This is a genomic window from Microbulbifer weihaiensis (assembly GCF_048323715.1).
Classification (GTDB): Bacteria; Pseudomonadota; Gammaproteobacteria; order Pseudomonadales; family Cellvibrionaceae; genus Microbulbifer.
Genome location: NZ_JBLWFL010000021.1, coordinates 38,902 through 54,546, shown reverse-complemented (window position 1 = coordinate 54,546; position 15,645 = coordinate 38,902). Strand labels below are relative to the sequence as shown.

General features: G+C 58.7%; 13 protein-coding genes. 6 read left to right on the top strand and 7 right to left on the bottom strand.

Annotated features, from left to right (window positions below; translation table 11 throughout):
• Positions 1 to 37 precede the first annotated feature (37 nt).
• The gene (locus ACNKU7_RS17610; protein ID WP_418298302.1) at positions 38 to 820 is read left to right on the top strand and encodes a GntR family transcriptional regulator; all 783 of its coding nucleotides are present in this window, start codon (positions 38 to 40) and stop codon (positions 818 to 820) included.
• A 6-nt stretch (positions 821 to 826) separates the two neighbouring features.
• Here the strand turns inward: ACNKU7_RS17610 and ACNKU7_RS17605 are convergent, their stop codons facing one another.
• Complete coding sequence (locus ACNKU7_RS17605; RefSeq protein ID WP_418298301.1) at positions 827 to 1,570, bottom strand: hypothetical protein; 744 nt, start codon at positions 1,568 to 1,570, stop codon at positions 827 to 829.
• Entirely contained in the window at positions 1,567 to 3,267 is a 1,701-nt protein-coding gene (locus ACNKU7_RS17600) for a nitrilase-related carbon-nitrogen hydrolase (protein ID WP_418298300.1), read from the bottom strand. The genes ACNKU7_RS17605 and ACNKU7_RS17600 overlap by 4 nt, the downstream gene beginning before the upstream one ends.
• A 119-nt stretch (positions 3,268 to 3,386) precedes the next feature.
• Here ACNKU7_RS17600 and ACNKU7_RS17595 point away from each other — a divergent pair, with 119 nt between their 5' ends.
• Genes ACNKU7_RS17595 through ACNKU7_RS17575 form a run of 5 tightly spaced genes read left to right on the top strand, consistent with a single transcriptional unit; the run spans position 3,387 to position 8,805 of the window.
• Entirely contained in the window at positions 3,387 to 4,184 is a 798-nt protein-coding gene (locus tag ACNKU7_RS17595; RefSeq protein ID WP_418298299.1) for an SDR family NAD(P)-dependent oxidoreductase, read from the top strand.
• A gap of 53 nt (positions 4,185 to 4,237) precedes the next feature.
• Positions 4,238 to 5,599 carry an MFS transporter gene (locus ACNKU7_RS17590; RefSeq protein ID WP_418298298.1) on the top strand — a complete coding sequence of 454 codons (1,362 nt, stop codon included), beginning with the start codon at positions 4,238 to 4,240 and terminating at the stop codon, positions 5,597 to 5,599.
• A gap of 12 nt (positions 5,600 to 5,611) precedes the next feature.
• The gene (locus ACNKU7_RS17585; RefSeq protein WP_418298297.1) at positions 5,612 to 6,427 is read left to right on the top strand and encodes a hypothetical protein; all 816 of its coding nucleotides are present in this window, start codon (positions 5,612 to 5,614) and stop codon (positions 6,425 to 6,427) included.
• A gap of 23 nt (positions 6,428 to 6,450) precedes the next feature.
• A complete protein-coding gene (locus tag ACNKU7_RS17580) occupies positions 6,451 to 7,317 on the top strand; it encodes an isocitrate lyase/PEP mutase family protein (RefSeq protein WP_418298296.1) in 867 nt (288 codons plus the stop codon).
• 15 nt (positions 7,318 to 7,332) lie between these two features.
• Positions 7,333 to 8,805 carry an aldehyde dehydrogenase family protein gene (locus tag ACNKU7_RS17575; protein WP_418298295.1) on the top strand — a complete coding sequence of 491 codons (1,473 nt, stop codon included), beginning with the start codon at positions 7,333 to 7,335 and terminating at the stop codon, positions 8,803 to 8,805.
• A 61-nt stretch (positions 8,806 to 8,866) separates the two neighbouring features.
• Here the strand turns inward: ACNKU7_RS17575 and ACNKU7_RS17570 are convergent, their stop codons facing one another.
• The 5 genes from ACNKU7_RS17570 to ACNKU7_RS17550 form a co-directional block, all read right to left on the bottom strand.
• Positions 8,867 to 9,313: a DUF2141 domain-containing protein gene (locus tag ACNKU7_RS17570; protein ID WP_418298294.1), complete on the bottom strand. Its 447-nt coding sequence runs from the start codon at positions 9,311 to 9,313 to the stop codon at positions 8,867 to 8,869.
• Positions 9,314 to 9,379: 66 nt separating this feature from the next.
• Entirely contained in the window at positions 9,380 to 10,297 is a 918-nt protein-coding gene (locus ACNKU7_RS17565; protein ID WP_418298293.1) for a hydroxymethylglutaryl-CoA lyase, read from the bottom strand.
• Between the two features lie 19 nt (positions 10,298 to 10,316).
• Positions 10,317 to 11,516 (bottom strand): CaiB/BaiF CoA transferase family protein, encoded by a 1,200-nt coding sequence (locus ACNKU7_RS17560; RefSeq protein WP_418298292.1) that lies wholly within the window; start codon positions 11,514 to 11,516, stop codon positions 10,317 to 10,319.
• A gap of 171 nt (positions 11,517 to 11,687) precedes the next feature.
• Positions 11,688 to 12,656 carry a hypothetical protein gene (locus ACNKU7_RS17555; protein ID WP_418298291.1) on the bottom strand — a complete coding sequence of 323 codons (969 nt, stop codon included), beginning with the start codon at positions 12,654 to 12,656 and terminating at the stop codon, positions 11,688 to 11,690.
• A gap of 152 nt (positions 12,657 to 12,808) precedes the next feature.
• Positions 12,809 to 15,406, bottom strand: a complete 2,598-nt coding sequence (locus ACNKU7_RS17550) for a TonB-dependent receptor (RefSeq protein ID WP_418298290.1) — start codon at positions 15,404 to 15,406, stop codon at positions 12,809 to 12,811.
• Positions 15,407 to 15,645 lie beyond the last annotated feature (239 nt).

Sequence of the window (15,645 nt, the reverse complement as noted above, 5' to 3'; positions counted from 1 at the left end):
CATTATGTGATTTGTAATTGGCAAAGGACGCAATGCTATGGATGTCGTAAATACTCTTTTCAGTAAACAGCAGCTGGATTCGCTGACAGAAGAGTCACACGCACCGCTCTATTACCAGCTCTACTCGCTTCTGAAGAACGCCATCCTGAACGGCACGCTCGAGTTCGGCGACCAGATGCCCACTGAGCTGCAACTGGCGGAATCCTTCGGGGTTTCCCGAATTACCGCCAAACGTGCGATGGATGAGCTGGCAGCAGAAAGCCTGGTGGAGCGCCGCCGCGGCAAAGGCACCCACGTCATTTACGAATACCAGCAACAGCCGGTAAAGGCACCACTTGTGGGCATGCTTCAGGAAATCGAAAGCATGGCTCGCCATTCCGACGTGGAAGTACGAACCTGCGAAATGCTGCAGCCCCCCGCCGAAATTCGCGAGGAGCTCGGCCTGTCCACCGGGGACACCGCCCTCCTGCTGGAGCGGACGCGGTCTCGTGACGGCGCCCCCTTTGGCTATTATGTGAGCTGGACTGCAGGCCTCAAGCGCAAAGTCTCGGCGAAGCAGTTTGAGAAAACACCAAGGCTGGAAATATTCCGCAAGCAGGGCCTGGAAATCACCCACGTCACGCAAACCCTGAGTGCCGAAGCCGCAGCCAGCGACAGCGCGCGCGAGCTGGACACAGCCGTAGGCGCACCACTACTGAGCCTGACGCGCCGCTCCTATACAAAAGTTAATGGCAAGGAGCAGCTGGTGGATTTCATGCATGTGCTCTACCACCCGGACCGTTTCAAATACCAGATGGATCTGAAGGCAGACGAACTCTGACCCGGGTTACACGCCCACGCTGCCGGCAGCCACTGCCGCGCAGCGGGCGTGGGGCCAAAGCTCCGCGCCCGGCCACTGCCCGCTGAACTCTCTCAATCGAACCCGCCATTGCTTCTCCCCCTGCCACCAGCGATATTCCTGTAACAACCCGTCAGCAACATCGTACTCGGCGCCCTGACCGTACTGACCGCCCGCGTAAAGGAAACAGTCACTGACATTGCCCGGCTTCGCCGCGCGCCCCGGGCCCTGATAACCGACGGTGCGGGTCGAGAATTCTGGTGCAAACAGCCGCTCGCCCTGCGCCGGATCGTGAATCCAGGGCACGAGCACCTCGCCGCTTCCACCCGCCGACGCCAGCGCACCGAGAAGCTGTCCGGAAAAAATACGCAGCAGGGGAAAAAAATGCTGGCGCACCATGGGAATACCACGGGCCGGAAAGCCCGGGCGGCGGTATCGGTACACGGCCCCACGACCATCCGCGCCTACCCGATAGGTCGCGTTTGCCCGGCAATTCATCTCACCGTCAACACCCCAGCTCAGCGCACAGCGTCCAATCCGCCCCGACTCGATACGTGCAAGCACCCGAACCCGGAGCGACTGCGAGGGCACAGTGCGCTCACTGTAGATCTCAAACAGGCCGGCTGACCGCACCAGGTGCCAGCGCTCTGTTATTGGCATCAGTTGCCCGTCGCACAGATATTCATACTCCCCCTGAGCCAACACCGGGGGATTCGCATCCCCCCGGCTCATTTAGGCACCCCGGCTTCCGCCGGCAGTAAATAGCTGGTGGACTGATGTGCGCGGTTGCGCAGCAGGTGGGTATTGGCCGAAATCATTTTGTTCACTGCCGCCCCCGGGTGCAGGGCCGCCACAGTCAACTCCCCCGCCTGGGGCGTCACCAGCGGTTTGTTGATGTTGCCGTCGAAGCGGCGCTGTTGCCATGGCTCCATCAGGGTGAACTCCCGCTCGAGATCGGCCACAATCCCACCCTGCCCGTCACGGGTGGCGGCGACCAGGCAGACGCGGTTTTCCGCCGCTCGAGCCGCCAACAGCAGCAGCAGGTTTTGCTCCATATTCCCCTGCCCTCGCGGCCAGCTTCCCGGCACCGCCACCAGGCAGTGCACCCCCCTCAGCGCGGCCATCCGCGCGAGCTCCGGATAAAGACAGTCGTCCCCGACCAGCACGCCCACCCGCCCCCAGGGCAAGTCACAGATATGCAACGCTGTACCTGCAGGTGCCAGCCCCAATGAGCAGCGGTGCAATTGCGGCTGGGCCATGCGCCGCCCATTTTCATCCAGAAGGATACCCAGGTGCTGCCAGCCATGGACTCCCTCTTCCACAACACTCGTGCACACCTGTATACCCTTTATGCGGCAAACCTCCTGCAGCCTCGTTTCCGCGGCACGGCACAAAGTCGCCGTGCGCTCCCAGTCCCGCGCAGCATCAACAGCCGGGAAACACGCCGGCAATACTGCCAGGGCGACACTGTCCGGCAGCGACATCAGCAGCGCCTCGGCACGCTCAATCGCCGCATCCCCTTCTCCTGCGGGGTTCACCAGCGCGATATCGATTGCGTCAGCGGCTTCGCCCGAGGGCGCCACGGCATCTTGTGTCAGGCCAACGTACAGCGACGACTTGCGGCGTGCCAGCGCACCCATACTCAATCGCAGACGGGCATCACGATCCGGCAGTTCAGCCAGCACCACCTGTTCCGCGCCGCGCTGCCCCGCCACCAGCGGCCGCCCGTCCGGAGCAACCACCTGACTCTCACCGGCACCGTAGAGCAACGCCTCGGGAATGGAAGTCATGGCACTGACCTGAGCCAGCTCGGCCACCGGCACCAGGGGGCCCACCTTGTTGGCTGCAATCATAAACAGCCGGTTTTCCGCCGCGCGGGCGCGCACATGCAGACTGGCCTCATCGAAAGCGAATGAATTCAGCGAGTTGCACAGCAGGTCGGCCCCCGCCAGCGCCAGGCGCCGCGAAGGCTCGAAACTGATACCGTCGCGACAGGCGATAAAGCCGATTCTTCCAAGCTCAGTATCCACCAGCCCGGCCGCCCGGCTTGCGGGAGTAAAGAAATCGTTCTCGTGCCCCATAAGACTCTGCTTGTCGGCCTCGCCAAGCAGCGCCCCGGTCGGGCCATAGAGCAGTGACGTCACCGTGATATCCGGCTCCCGGCGACGCAAGGACACATTGATCAACACGTAGCAGCGATGCAAGCGGGCGCGCTCGGCGATCGCCGCCAGAAATGTTCCCTGCAGGTCCAGGGCGCAGTCCCAGGCCTGCTCCCGGTCGCGATACCAGGAGATTCGGTTGCAAAACTCCGGCAACACCATCAGCCGCGCGCCCCTGGCCGCGGCGGCGTCGATCATGCGGATACAGGTGGCCAGATTTTCATTGGTCTCTGTCCCGGTGGCGAACTGGAGTGCGGCAACCTTGGGCATTGGTATTCCTATGTATGGTTGTGGGCAAGAATCACAATCGGATCAATTGTACTAATGTTATATCTTTATTACACTCCTTTGCACTCAATCTTCAATTACTGTCTACCAGGGGCTCGCACATGGCCAACATCGTCATTACCGGAAGTACCAAAGGCATAGGCTTCGGCCTCGCAAAAGCTTTCCTCGACTCCGGCCACAAAGTGGTCATCAGTGGCCGCAGTGAAGAAACGGTACGCGACGCACTCGACCGACTGCAAACCCCCGCCTGCAAGTGTTGTGGCCTCGCCTGCGATACCAGCGAACACACCCAGGTGGAAGCCCTGTGGCAGTTTGCCCAGGACACCTTCGGCAGTGTCGACATCTGGATCAACAACGCCGGGCTGGCGCGCACCGGCTGGTCGATCCTGGATATCCCGCAAGCGGAAATAGAAGCCATGGTGCGCACCAACATCGTCGGCACCATCAATGGCTGCCGGGTCGCCGCTGCCGGCATGAAACAGCAGGGGCACGGCAAGATCTTCAATATGCTGGGGGGCGGCAGCGACGGTGAATACTTCCCGGGCATGGGTATCTATGGCAGCAGCAAGCGATCGCTCGATTATTTGACAAATGCCCTTTCCAGCGAGCTTAAGGGCACCGGTATACTTGTTGGAAAAATACGCCCCGGCATGGTCGTTACCGAGGCCGTGATCCGCGAGGCCAAACAGAACCCGGACAGGTTCGCCCAGTCACGCAGGTTCATGAACAACCTGGTGGACCAGGTGGACACTGTTGCCGTCTACCTGGCCCGGAAAATGCTCGAGTTCAACAAGACCGGCGAAAAGATTCGCTGGCTTACCGGTGGCAAGATTGCCGCAAGAATGCTCAAGGGGCTGGTGCGCAAACGGGAAGACCAGTTTGCACGACACGGACTCTGACAGAACACATAACAATAACCGGGAAAAATCCCGCAACGGCGAGGCAGCGCGAGATGGCTATCGACAACCAGACTGCAGGCAATCCGGTCCCAACGACTTGGCTCGGCGCCCAACTGGCACCGGGCATATCCCGCGGTAATTTCACCACTTACCTGTTTGCGGTGTTCATTTCTTCCGGTTACGCCGGAGCACTGTCGGTGTTGCAGCCAGGCCTGCTGCACGTCATGGGTATTGCTCAAGAAACGCAGGCCATGCTCACCGGCTATCTCGGCGCCATGCAGGAGCTGGTTTTCATCCTGCTGCTGGGTACCGCGGGCGCGCTCTCGGATCGTATTGGGCGACGTCCGGTCTATGTGTTCGGCCTTGCCCTGACCGGGTTCGGCTTTATGCTTTACCCCCACGCCAGCTCGATCTCCCAGCTGGTTGCCTACCGCCTGCTGGTAGCCATCGGCAGCGCCGCGATGATTGGCATGATGGTGACCGTAGTCGCTGATTACGCCGCAGAAAAATCCCGCGGACGCGCCAATGGCATGCAGGCGATGGCGGCCACTCTGGGCGCCTTTATTCCGCCCATACTCGCCAGCCTGCCCAGAGTGTTTAATGGTCAGGGCATGGATGAACTGGCGGCGCAGCAGTGGACTTTTGCAGTGGGGGGCGCCCTGGGTCTGGCCGCGGCAGTGATCGCATTCGCCGGACTGGCTCCCGGCATCAAGCGCTCGGCCACGGCCGCACGGGAGTCGCTGGCCAGCACACTGGCGGGCGGCATCAAGGCCGCTCGTGACCCGCAGACCGCCCTGTCTTACGGTGCCGCCTTTATTTCCCGGGGCGATCTCGCCGTGACCGGCGCATTCATTTCACTCTGGCTGGTGCAGTACGGAACGCGGGAGCTGGGCCTTTCTGCCAGCGAGGCCATGTTCCAGCTGGCAGTGCCCCGCGTGCTCGCCACCGTCGCCGGCGCCCTGCTTGGCTCCGTGATCATGGGCCGCATAGCTGACCGCACCTCGCGAGTCACTGCGGTGGCCATGGCCTCAGGACTTGCGGCAGCCGTTTACAGTGCCGTCTTCCTGATCACCGATCCTACCGCCGACTGGGTCATCGCCCTGCTTTTCGTCATGGGCATCGCCGAGATCAGTGCCTTTGTCAGCAGCCAGGCGCTGGTGGGCCAGCAGGCACCGGAAGCTTACCGCGGCGCTACTATCGGTTTCTTCGGCGTTGCCGGTGCCTTTGGCATTTTGATCGGCACCTCTGGGGGCGGCGTACTGTTCGCAAAAGTTTCACCCAGCGCGCCATTTGTGCTTTTCGGCGCGCTCAATTTTGCCGTTTGCATCTGGAGCCTGTGGCTGCGCAAACACCTCTCCCATAAAACTGCGGCCACAGAACTGTCGCCCGCATCTGACATTGCAACCAGCCAATAACGAGTTATTGATATGGAAAACACACAAAACCTGACCAAAGAGTTTGCCGCACACCTCGCTGGCGGCGCACATATCGATACCAGCGAAATCTTTGATGCGGTGATGACCACCCGCGACAGGATCTGGGAACGAATTCAAAACAGCCTGTCTCTGAAAGAAGACACACGCTGTGCCGACCTGCACACCTTCGACGACGTCAACGGTGAACACGCCGGGCGCATGCGCACCTTCACCGGCGACGCTTCACCGATAGACTGGATCATCCATTCCAATATTGGCGTTCCCCAAAACACATTCACCAATATCCACCTGACCATCTACGTGGACGACAGCGTCGAGATTCCGCATCTCGGTATGGCATTCGGCACCTTGCCCGACGCATTTTTCTATATCGACCCAATGCCGCGTTACGAGCCGCTGAGTTACCCTGAGCATATCCAGAAATACCTGGCGCCGCTGAACGACATTTACATGAGCCTGCAGGAGGAGCTGTTCGAGGCAGGCGTCAAGCCGTTCAATGCCGCGATGCCATTCATTCGCTCCTCGCTCTCCCCCGTAGCGCTGGCGGGTGTGGTGCCGCTGGACTTCTATCGCGAGAAGGTCGAGCCGAAAATTTTCGCCTATGTGGATCACTGGCTGAAGCTGGTACACGAAGCCAAACCGGTACAGGATCCGCAGGTACGCGCGCAGCTGAAACAGCGCGACCAGCTGATCCGCCGCAACATCGTGCACCTGGATCCCGCCAACCCAATTGCCGAACGCCTGGTAGGCAAGCCCATGGCCGACCGACTGGTGCGCATCCTGTGTGCCGAAGAGCGTAGCGAGTAATCAGGAAGCGCGAGAGTCCAATCATGCCAGATACCTTGAAACAACGGCTGTCAGCCAGCGGGATACTCTCGGTACCTGGCATCTATGACGGCCTCAGCGCAAGACTGGTGGAACTCGCCGGCTTCGAGGCCGCGTTCCTGTCCGGTGCCTGCCTGTCCTTTGCCCGCTTCGGGCGACCGGACATGGGGCTTGTCAGTGCCGCCGAGGTAGCGGAAAGCGTGGCGGTCATCCGTGAGCGAACGCCACTGCCGCTGATCGTGGATATAGATACCGGGTTCGGCAATGCGCTCAATGTCCAGCGCACCGTCGCTACATTCGAGCGCGCCGGCGCTTCTGCTTTGCAGATGGAAGATCAGTTGATGCCGAAACGCTGCGGCCATATGCGCGGCAAGCAAGTCATCAGCAGTGGCGAAATGGTGGGTAAAATTCACGCGGCCCTGGATGCCCGGCGCAGCGATGACACCCTGATTTTCGCACGTACCGACGCACTGGGAGTCAACGGGTTTGACGATGCCCTGGAGCGAGCGGAGCGCTACCTGGAAGCCGGTGCCGACGCGATTTTTGTCGAGGCACCTGCAAACCTTGAGCAAATGGAGATCATTGGCGAGCGCCTCGGATCACGCACCCCCCTGATCCACAATCTGGTTGAGGGCGGCCAGTCTCCGGTTCAGTCCGCGCAGGAATTGGCGGCACTGAACTATCGCATCGCCCTGTTCCCAGCTTCACTGCTGCACCTGTTCATACCCGCAGCACAAAACATGCTGACCCAGCTTCGCCAGAGCGGTCACCTGAATGCACTCCGCGACCAGATGATCGACCTTTCCATAGTGAATGAATTGCTTGGCGCTGACGAATTACTCGCAGCGAGCAAACAATATCAGTACGAATAAAAACGGTGAGCCTTTATGAGCCGTGAACATCAGTTACCGGAATTGCAAAACTATATCGATGGTGAGTTTTCAGCGCCCGCCGTCGACCGCGGTCTCAGCCTGCACGATGCCAACACCGGCGCCCCGCTGCAGCAGCGCCGCAACTCGAACCGCGAGCAAATTCAGGCGGCCCTGCAGGCCGCTGACCGCACCTATCACACCGGCACCTGGGAAGACACGCCCGCGCAGGAGCGCGCCGAGATTCTGGAGCGGCTGGCAGACGAAATCAGCGGGGATCAATACGCAGAAGCGATCAGTACCGCCGACAGCCTGACGTCTGGCGCCATCATCCGCACGACGCGCAAGATGGCCAGGATGCTGCCGTTCGTTTTCCGCGGCGCGGCCGCCTATCTGCGCGAAGGCCATCTGGATCAAATGGTGCCCGGCCCCTGCGGCCAGGTGGAATACCTCCGGCGTCCATGGGGCCCGGCCCTGCTGATCGCACCCTGGAATGGCCCCACGGCGATCGGCTCCCACAAGATGGCCAGTGCGCTGGCTGCCGGTGCACCCTGTATTCTCAAGCCTTCGGAATTCACCCCCCACTCCGCCATCATGATGGCACGCGCCGCGCACCGCGCAGGCGTACCCCGGGGCGCATTCCAGCTGACCCTTGGCGACCGCAGTATTGGCGCACAGATGGTAGAGGATCCCCGGATCAAGGCCGTATCCTTTACCGGCGGTCTTGCCGGCGGGCGCGCCATAGCCCGCGCCTGCGCCGACGACTTTATCCCGACGCAACTCGAGCTGGGCGGCAACAATCAACTGGTGGTATTTGCCGATGCCGATCTCGACCAGGCCGCGACCGGTATTGTTTACGGCCTCACCAATCTCAATGGACAGTGGTGCCGCGCCCTCGGCCGCCTGCTGGTGCACGAATCCATCAAGGATCGCCTGCTCGACAAGGTGCTTAGCCTGCTGTCCACCATCCGCCTCGGCCACTCGCTGGACGAAGACAGTGATATGGGCCCACTGGTTCATCGCGCGCAATACGAGCAGGTGCTGTCGGACATCGAGCGCCTGAAGCGCAATGGCGGGCACGCACTGTCTTCCACGCCACTGCCGGATCTGGAGGGCTATTTTATCGCCCCCACACTGGTGGACGGCTGTCGACCAGATGACACTCGAGAGGAAATCTTTGGCCCCGTGGCCGCGGTACACACTTTCCGTGACGACAGTGAAGCGCTCGCGCTTGCCAATGGCACGGATCTCGGACTGGCGGGTTATGTCTACAGCCGGGATGAAGAAAAGGCCTTTGCGTTCGCACGCAAGATGCGCACCGGTGGGGTAAAAATAAACGGCTACAGCCTGCTCAGCATTGGTGAGGGTACGCCACGGGGCGCCTGGGGACTGTCAGGCCTGGGGGAAGAAGGGCACGGGCAGTCGATCGAGTTCTTTACCGGTGCGCGGGTAATCGGAGTGTCGCCGCAGGATCCGCTGGGCGGGCGCTAAGGCGCCCACCCTGCCCCACTTTTACAGCAGCTACTGACAGGAAAGCCGCAATAAAGCCACCTCAGTTAATCAGGGCAATCAGCTCCTGCTGCTGCGGCTGTGATATTTCTATGAGGGCCTTGGAAAATTTCGGCGGGCCAAATTTAGGCACATGTCCGTTAGAAAGGCCCACAGGTTCTTTGGGAATACCAATGAAGTTGCGATCCATTTTCCCATTGGCATTGCTGTCATGGTGAACACTGATCGCATAGGCACCGAAGGGCAAGGTCAGCTCGACGTCAACTTGCCCGTCTTTCAAATTATCCAATCCAACCACCTGCTCGTATACCTTGGTATCACCGAGAAAGGTGTCTTTGGAGTCATACACCGCAATATAGAGCTTACCTACGTCACTCTGAATGTTGGAAACCGTAAGTTTCACCGCCGCTGAACCCTCACCGGCCACAACACCGGCACTCATACAGGCAAGCAATAAAATGTGACAACCGCGCAGTAGTGAATTGATCATCAGTCAGTTCTCCGTAGGCACTGGCACGGTGCCGGTGCATTTTATTAATACGGTTCACGATCCGGTTCAGATGAGTGGCGCACCTTTTTCCAGCTGTATCCGGCGCCAGGCATCTGCCCTTCCGCCAGTGGCCACCCCGAGCATTGCACCCACACTGGTGCCTACTTCCATCAATGCGCCCAGGTCGATCCCGGTGTCGAACCCCATCTGCTCCAGCATCATAACAACATCCTCGCTCGCCGCGTTACCGGTGGCACCAGGTGCGAACGGACAGCCGCCGATACCGCCAACGGAGCTGTCAAACTTGCGGATACCGGCTTCCAGCGCGGCGTAGATATTACCCAGCGCCAGTGCCCGGGTATCGTGAAAGTGGCACGCCAGCCGCGCCGCGTCATACTCTTTCGCGAGCGCACCCATAAGGTGGCCCACCGCAAGGGGATTGGCCGCACCGATGGTATCGGCCACATTGACATCATCCGCGCCAATTTCGAACAGCTGCCCGGCCAGATCCAGCACTTTACCGGGATTGGTAGCGCCCTCAAACGGGCACTGCCAGGCAACGGCGATACAGCCCACAACGCGTACACCGTCCGCCCGCGCCACCTGACAGATCTCCCGCGCCTGCACCAGGGAGGCCTCAACCGACATGCGCACATTGCGCTGATTCATGGTTTCACTGGCACAGATCACCAGTACCACGGTATCGGCACCGGCGCTTCGCGCCAGTTCATACCCCTTTAGATTGGGTATCAGTACCTGGCGATCGAGTGCAGATTCCGCCGTAATTCCAGCCAGCACCTGATCGGTATGGGCCATCGCCGGCACGGCCTTGGGCGAGACAAATGCCCCCGCCTCTACCGAGCGAACGCCTGCCTGCACCAAACCGCGGATCAGCTGGATCCGCTGTTCAACAGTCAGGATCGTCGCCTGGTTCTGCAACCCGTCGCGGGGCCCAACGTCATTGATCAATACTTTTTCGCGCATGATTCGCTCCCTGCCAATCTCAGCCCGCGTCGCCGCTGTCTTTCAACGCATCGATATCCGCCTGGGTATAGCCGCACAATTCACTGAGTATCTGATCGGTGTGCTGGCCAATATGTGGCGCCGGAGAGAAGCTGTCTTCATGGGTGCGGGAAAGTTTGATCGGGTTTCCCGGCGCCTTGGTCTTTTTGCCATTGGGGTGCGCGATTTCCACCACCATGTTGCGGTGCAGCACCTGCGGATCATTTAGCGCCTGCTCGAGATTATTGATCGGCGCACAGGGAATTCGCTGCGCTTCCAGTTTTTCCAGCCAGGCGTCGGTGGTGTCAGTGGCAAATATCTCCGCAAGCTTTCCGTCGATAAGCTCCTTGTCGGCAAAGCGCCCGGGCTGGCCGTCGTACTTGGGATCATCGAACTCCGGCACATTCACCACCGGCTTGAGGTTCTGCCAGAAATTATCGGTAATCACCGCAATAATGATAAAACCATCCGATGTGGCGTAGCTGTTGTACGGCACATGGACAAAATGCGCATTGCCAATGGGATAAGGGTTCTTGCCACTGAGGAAATGCATGGTCGCCATGTAATTCAACATGGAGATCTGGCAGTCCACCATGGAAATATCGACATGCTGCCCGCGGCCACTTGTCGCGCGCTCCGCAATGGCGGCAAGAATGCCCATGACCGCGAACATACCGCCGCCCAGGTCACCAATCGGGATGCCAGCGCGCACAGGATTTGCGGGATCCTCGCCGGTAATGGACATGCCGCCACCGTAGGCCTGTGCCACCTGGTCAAACGCCGGGCGCTTCGCGCCGGGGCCATCGGATCCGAATCCGGACACGCAGCAGGTGATGACCCGGGGATTGATCGCACTCAGGGTGTCGTAATCGATACCGAGACGCTCGGGAACACCCGGGCCGAAATTACTGATCACCACATCTGCCTGCTTGACCAGGTCATAAAATACCTGGCGTCCACCATCGCTCTTGAGGTTGAGCGCAACGCTGCGCTTGTTGCGGTTGAGCGTCAGATAGTAGGCACCAAAGCCGTCGATGGAATTTTCGGGGTCATTCGCCAGCAACTTGCGTGTGCCCTCCCCCGCCAGAGGCTCCACCTTGATCATGTCCGCCCCCAGGTCGGCGAGAAGCATCGCGCCGTAGGGTCCGGAAAGCATGTGGGTTAAATCGAGTATACGAATGCCATTCAACGCCTTGCTCATAGAACAACTCCCAAGCCTCTTCCATCAAATAAAAACTATATTGTTATAATATTAATACTTTTCGGGCAGCAGCGGTAGCCCGGCGACAGTCTCAGGATTACTCGCGCGCAAACAAAAAAGCCTGCGACAGCGCAATGCAGTCGCAGGCAATAAGAGAGGAGAACACCCTTATTAAATCGACTTACCAGTCTCCGGGTTCACCGGGGTTTTCCAGAAGAAATACATCAACCCGATATAACCAAGCAGGATCGCCGTGGCTGTTACCGGGAACTCGTTATAGAAAACCCAGGGTTCACGGAACATTTCCCACAGCACCATCTGCTCCGGCAAATACCAGAAAACACCGCCCACCGCGATGGCGTAGCGAATTGCCAGACCGGCCTCTTTCTGCTTGAACTGCTTCGAAATGATGATAATGGACCAAAGAGCCACCAGCGCGAACGCCACGTAATTCACCGGGTGATGCAGGCCCAAAATACGCTCATCGTTAACCGCCAGCATCAGCGTGTACATAAACCAGTTGACGAAAAACAATTCTGTGGCGGCGACACGTGCATACTGGGGTTTATAGCCAGAGGTAGGCTTGCCGGGGCGCAGCCCAAAGATTTTACGAACCCACAGGATCAGCCGGCACCGGATATCCTTATTCAGGCCCATGTAAATCATCAGCATGAAGCAAAACAGTGTGCTGCTCTGCAAAAAGACGTGCTCACCCATAAAATACGGGCGCGGTATGGATTTATCACCGGCAAACAGTGCCGCGAGGTCATCCTTCAAAAGGTACGCCGAACCCGAGTCAGTCATGGCCAGCGCAAAGTTGTTCTCACCACCAATAAAATGCAGGTACATCTCAAACCAGAATACCCAGATGAGCGAGCCCCCCACAAAACCCATCCAGGTGCCCCGCACCTCATTCTGTTCCAGTCCCTTCCACACCAGTACCATGCCCAGCAGGCCGACCACAAATGCAATTCCATAAGCAATGGTCGAAGGGATACCAGCATAGATAAGTGTCACCAGAAAAATATGGGCGACCATTTTCTCAAGAATAATCCATGCCAGGGCGAGCGCTCCCAGCACGGGCGCACTGTAAAGTCGAGACTTGGCAATCGGGGGAGCTTCGATAGCGGATACGGTCATTGCAGTTACCTCTTGTTATTACTGCATTTTGCCCTTCAGGCCTGTGCAGGCCAGGGCGCTGATAAATTTATTGTTGTAAGTCTTTGATTCGATCCAGCGTAGTGAATCTGAGAGGCACCCGCGACACGCGGCCGCGGGTGCTCCCATCAGTCTCAGAAAGTATAACTGAGACGCAAGCCCGTGGTACGTGGCTCAGGCATCAGCAACTCTACACCCTGGGGCGTGAAGGAAGCTGCAGGAAGATGTCCGTAATCCACATTGTTGAGTCCGACTTTAACCTTGTCGTCATCCAGCAGGTTATCGACGTAGAACACAACATCGAGGCTATCGAAGCTCAGGCCACCCTGGAAGTCCACCAGCCAGTACTCTGGCAACCAGGCGTTGTTGCCACGATCCAGATAGCGCTCGGATTCATAGTTGCCGATCAGCTCGGTGAAGTAGCCGGTACCGTTGGCAAACTCGCCATCGAAACGGGCAGACAGCAGCGACGCATGCTTGGCCGAGTTCACGAACTGGGTACCGGAGTAGTCACCTTCCGCGGTATTGGTCCAGAGCTTGTCCAATGTACCGGGCCGGCCTACATCGGCAATGGTGTAATCCGTCACCTCTGTATCGCTCAGCACATAACTGGCAAGGAAGGTCCAGTTTACGGTTGGACGGTAAACAGCACTCAGCTCGAGTCCACGCAGCTCACTCTTACCAGCATTGGTTACCACAGAGTTCTGGGTTCCAGTAATCGGATCAAACACAAAGTGGGCAATCTGCTGATTGGTGTAGTCGTAAAGATAGACAGCGCCGTTGATCTGCAGGCGATTATCCAGCACGTTGCTCTTGAAGCCCGCCTCGTACACCGACAGCTCCTCCGGCTTGTACTCGCCGGTGGTGATGATGCCATCGCCATCGGCAGTGGACATACCGCCCGGCTTGAAGCCTTCCGAGAAAGAGGCATACACCATCAAGTTGTCTTTTGGCTGCCAGTCAACGCTGACACGGGGAACAAAAGCGGTATCGGTGCGGGAGTAAGTCTGAATACCGGGATCCGCAGGCATGAAAGTAACCGGATCCAGAACCGGAATACCCATCAGGCCATTAAACTGTGTGCTAAGCGGCACGCTTGCGTAATCGATATCTTCCTCGAGATAGCGCCCTTCCGCAGTTACGCGCAAGTCGTCCGTGATGTTGTAGTTCATCGAGAAAGCGAACGAAATATGATCGGTGTCGCGACTCATCGGAATCGGCAGCGGCTCCGGCGAAGTCCGGTGATTCACCAAACCAAAGCCACCCATCCACTGATCCAGGTACGCATCCCAGAATGTCTTGTCGACACCGTCGCGCAACCACCATTCCTGGTTCATCACGGTGTCCATGGATTCAGACCAGTACAGCGCGCTGGTTTGCCAGTCGAGTTTGCCGGCGCTTCCAGAGAGGCGGACTTCCTGGCTGAACTGCTCAACATCGAAGCTGGTGTCGCTGTTGGAGTTCACGCCGTACTGGGTGTAATCCCCCGGCATCCCCAGGAAAATACCGGTACCCGGGCCCAGAGACTGCAGGGTGTAGTTGGTTCGGTCGAAGTCTGACTGGGTGCGTGAGTCATTGATGTTAACACCGGTCAACGAAACGAATTCGAAGGTATCGGTATCAATCTTCAGTTCCAGAGTGGAGCGCGCTCCACGTACCGTGGTACCGGCAAAGTCGCGACCGGTGCGCGGGTCGGGAGACAGATCGATTTCACTTTCTCTGGCTTTGGCCAGCTCACCGACGATTACCGTTCCGCAAGCAGGTCCACCAAAGGCGAGATATGCATAAGGAGACGTGGTGGCACAGTCGGCGTCGGTGGTGCCGCTGCCGGCAACCGGACGAACTTCTGCATAGGGGCCGACCGAGCCAAGGAGCAGGAAGTCAGACGGAGCAGAGCCCGTATGTACAACCGACTGGCGCTGGACGATGGGACGAGGCGAGTACGCAGCTTCACTGTACTCTGCACGCCAGAATGCTGAAAACTCTTCGCTTGGCGTCCACATAAGCGCAGTAGCAATACCGTCGGATTCCATCGCACCGAGATCACCACCGGTATTGGGGTTATCGTAGTAACCGTTGAATTCGCTCTTTGCCACATTAAGCGAAGCCGCCAACACACCGGGCAGGATCGGCAAGCTGCCGCTGGCCTGGACTTTTCCATAGCCGTACTCGGTGGTATCCAGTGCAAGGCGGGCCTCTGCTGTTTCACCCGGGCGCTTGGTGATGTAATTCACCGCACCGGAGAACGCGGAACGGCCGTATACGGCACTCTGCGGCCCCTTGACCACTTCCACCCGTTCCAGGTCGAACAGATCCAGGTTCGGACCGTTACCACTGCCACCCGTCGTCAAAGACTCGGAAGATACGTCGACACCGTCGATCAGCAGTGCCACGTTGGAGCGGCCGCGGGTATTGGAAAGTCCGCGCAGGGAGATTCGGGTATCGTTCGGAAGCAGCCCGGTTTCGAAGTCAAGGCCGGCGGTGTAGCGTGCAACATCGTCCAGAGCGGAGATGCCCTTTTCCTGCATCTGCGCGCCGGTCAGTACGTCGACGGCAACCGGAACCGTTTGCAACGACTCTTCTCGCTTTCGCGCCGTTACAACCACTTCCTCAATGGCGAAGTCATCTCCGCGCGCGGCTTTTACCTCACGAGTGTGCTCTGTCTGTGCCACGGCGCCCTGTACAGCGACGCAGGCGGCAACAGCGAGAGAGAGTTGGTTTCTATTGAACATAGCCCCTCCAGATTATTCGTTATTTTTGTACCGCTAGTTACCTGGCGAATCTGTTACTGCTACCGATTGGCCATGGAAAGCGATCGCCCACGAGCGATCGCTCAAATGTTATTATGTTATACTTTTATATCTTTTCAAGCACTTTCTGAGGCTATACAAATATATTTCACCGCACCCGCCAGAGCCATCAACGTACAGGCCCCAAAGCTGAGCACCGGCCCATGCACGCTCACCATAAT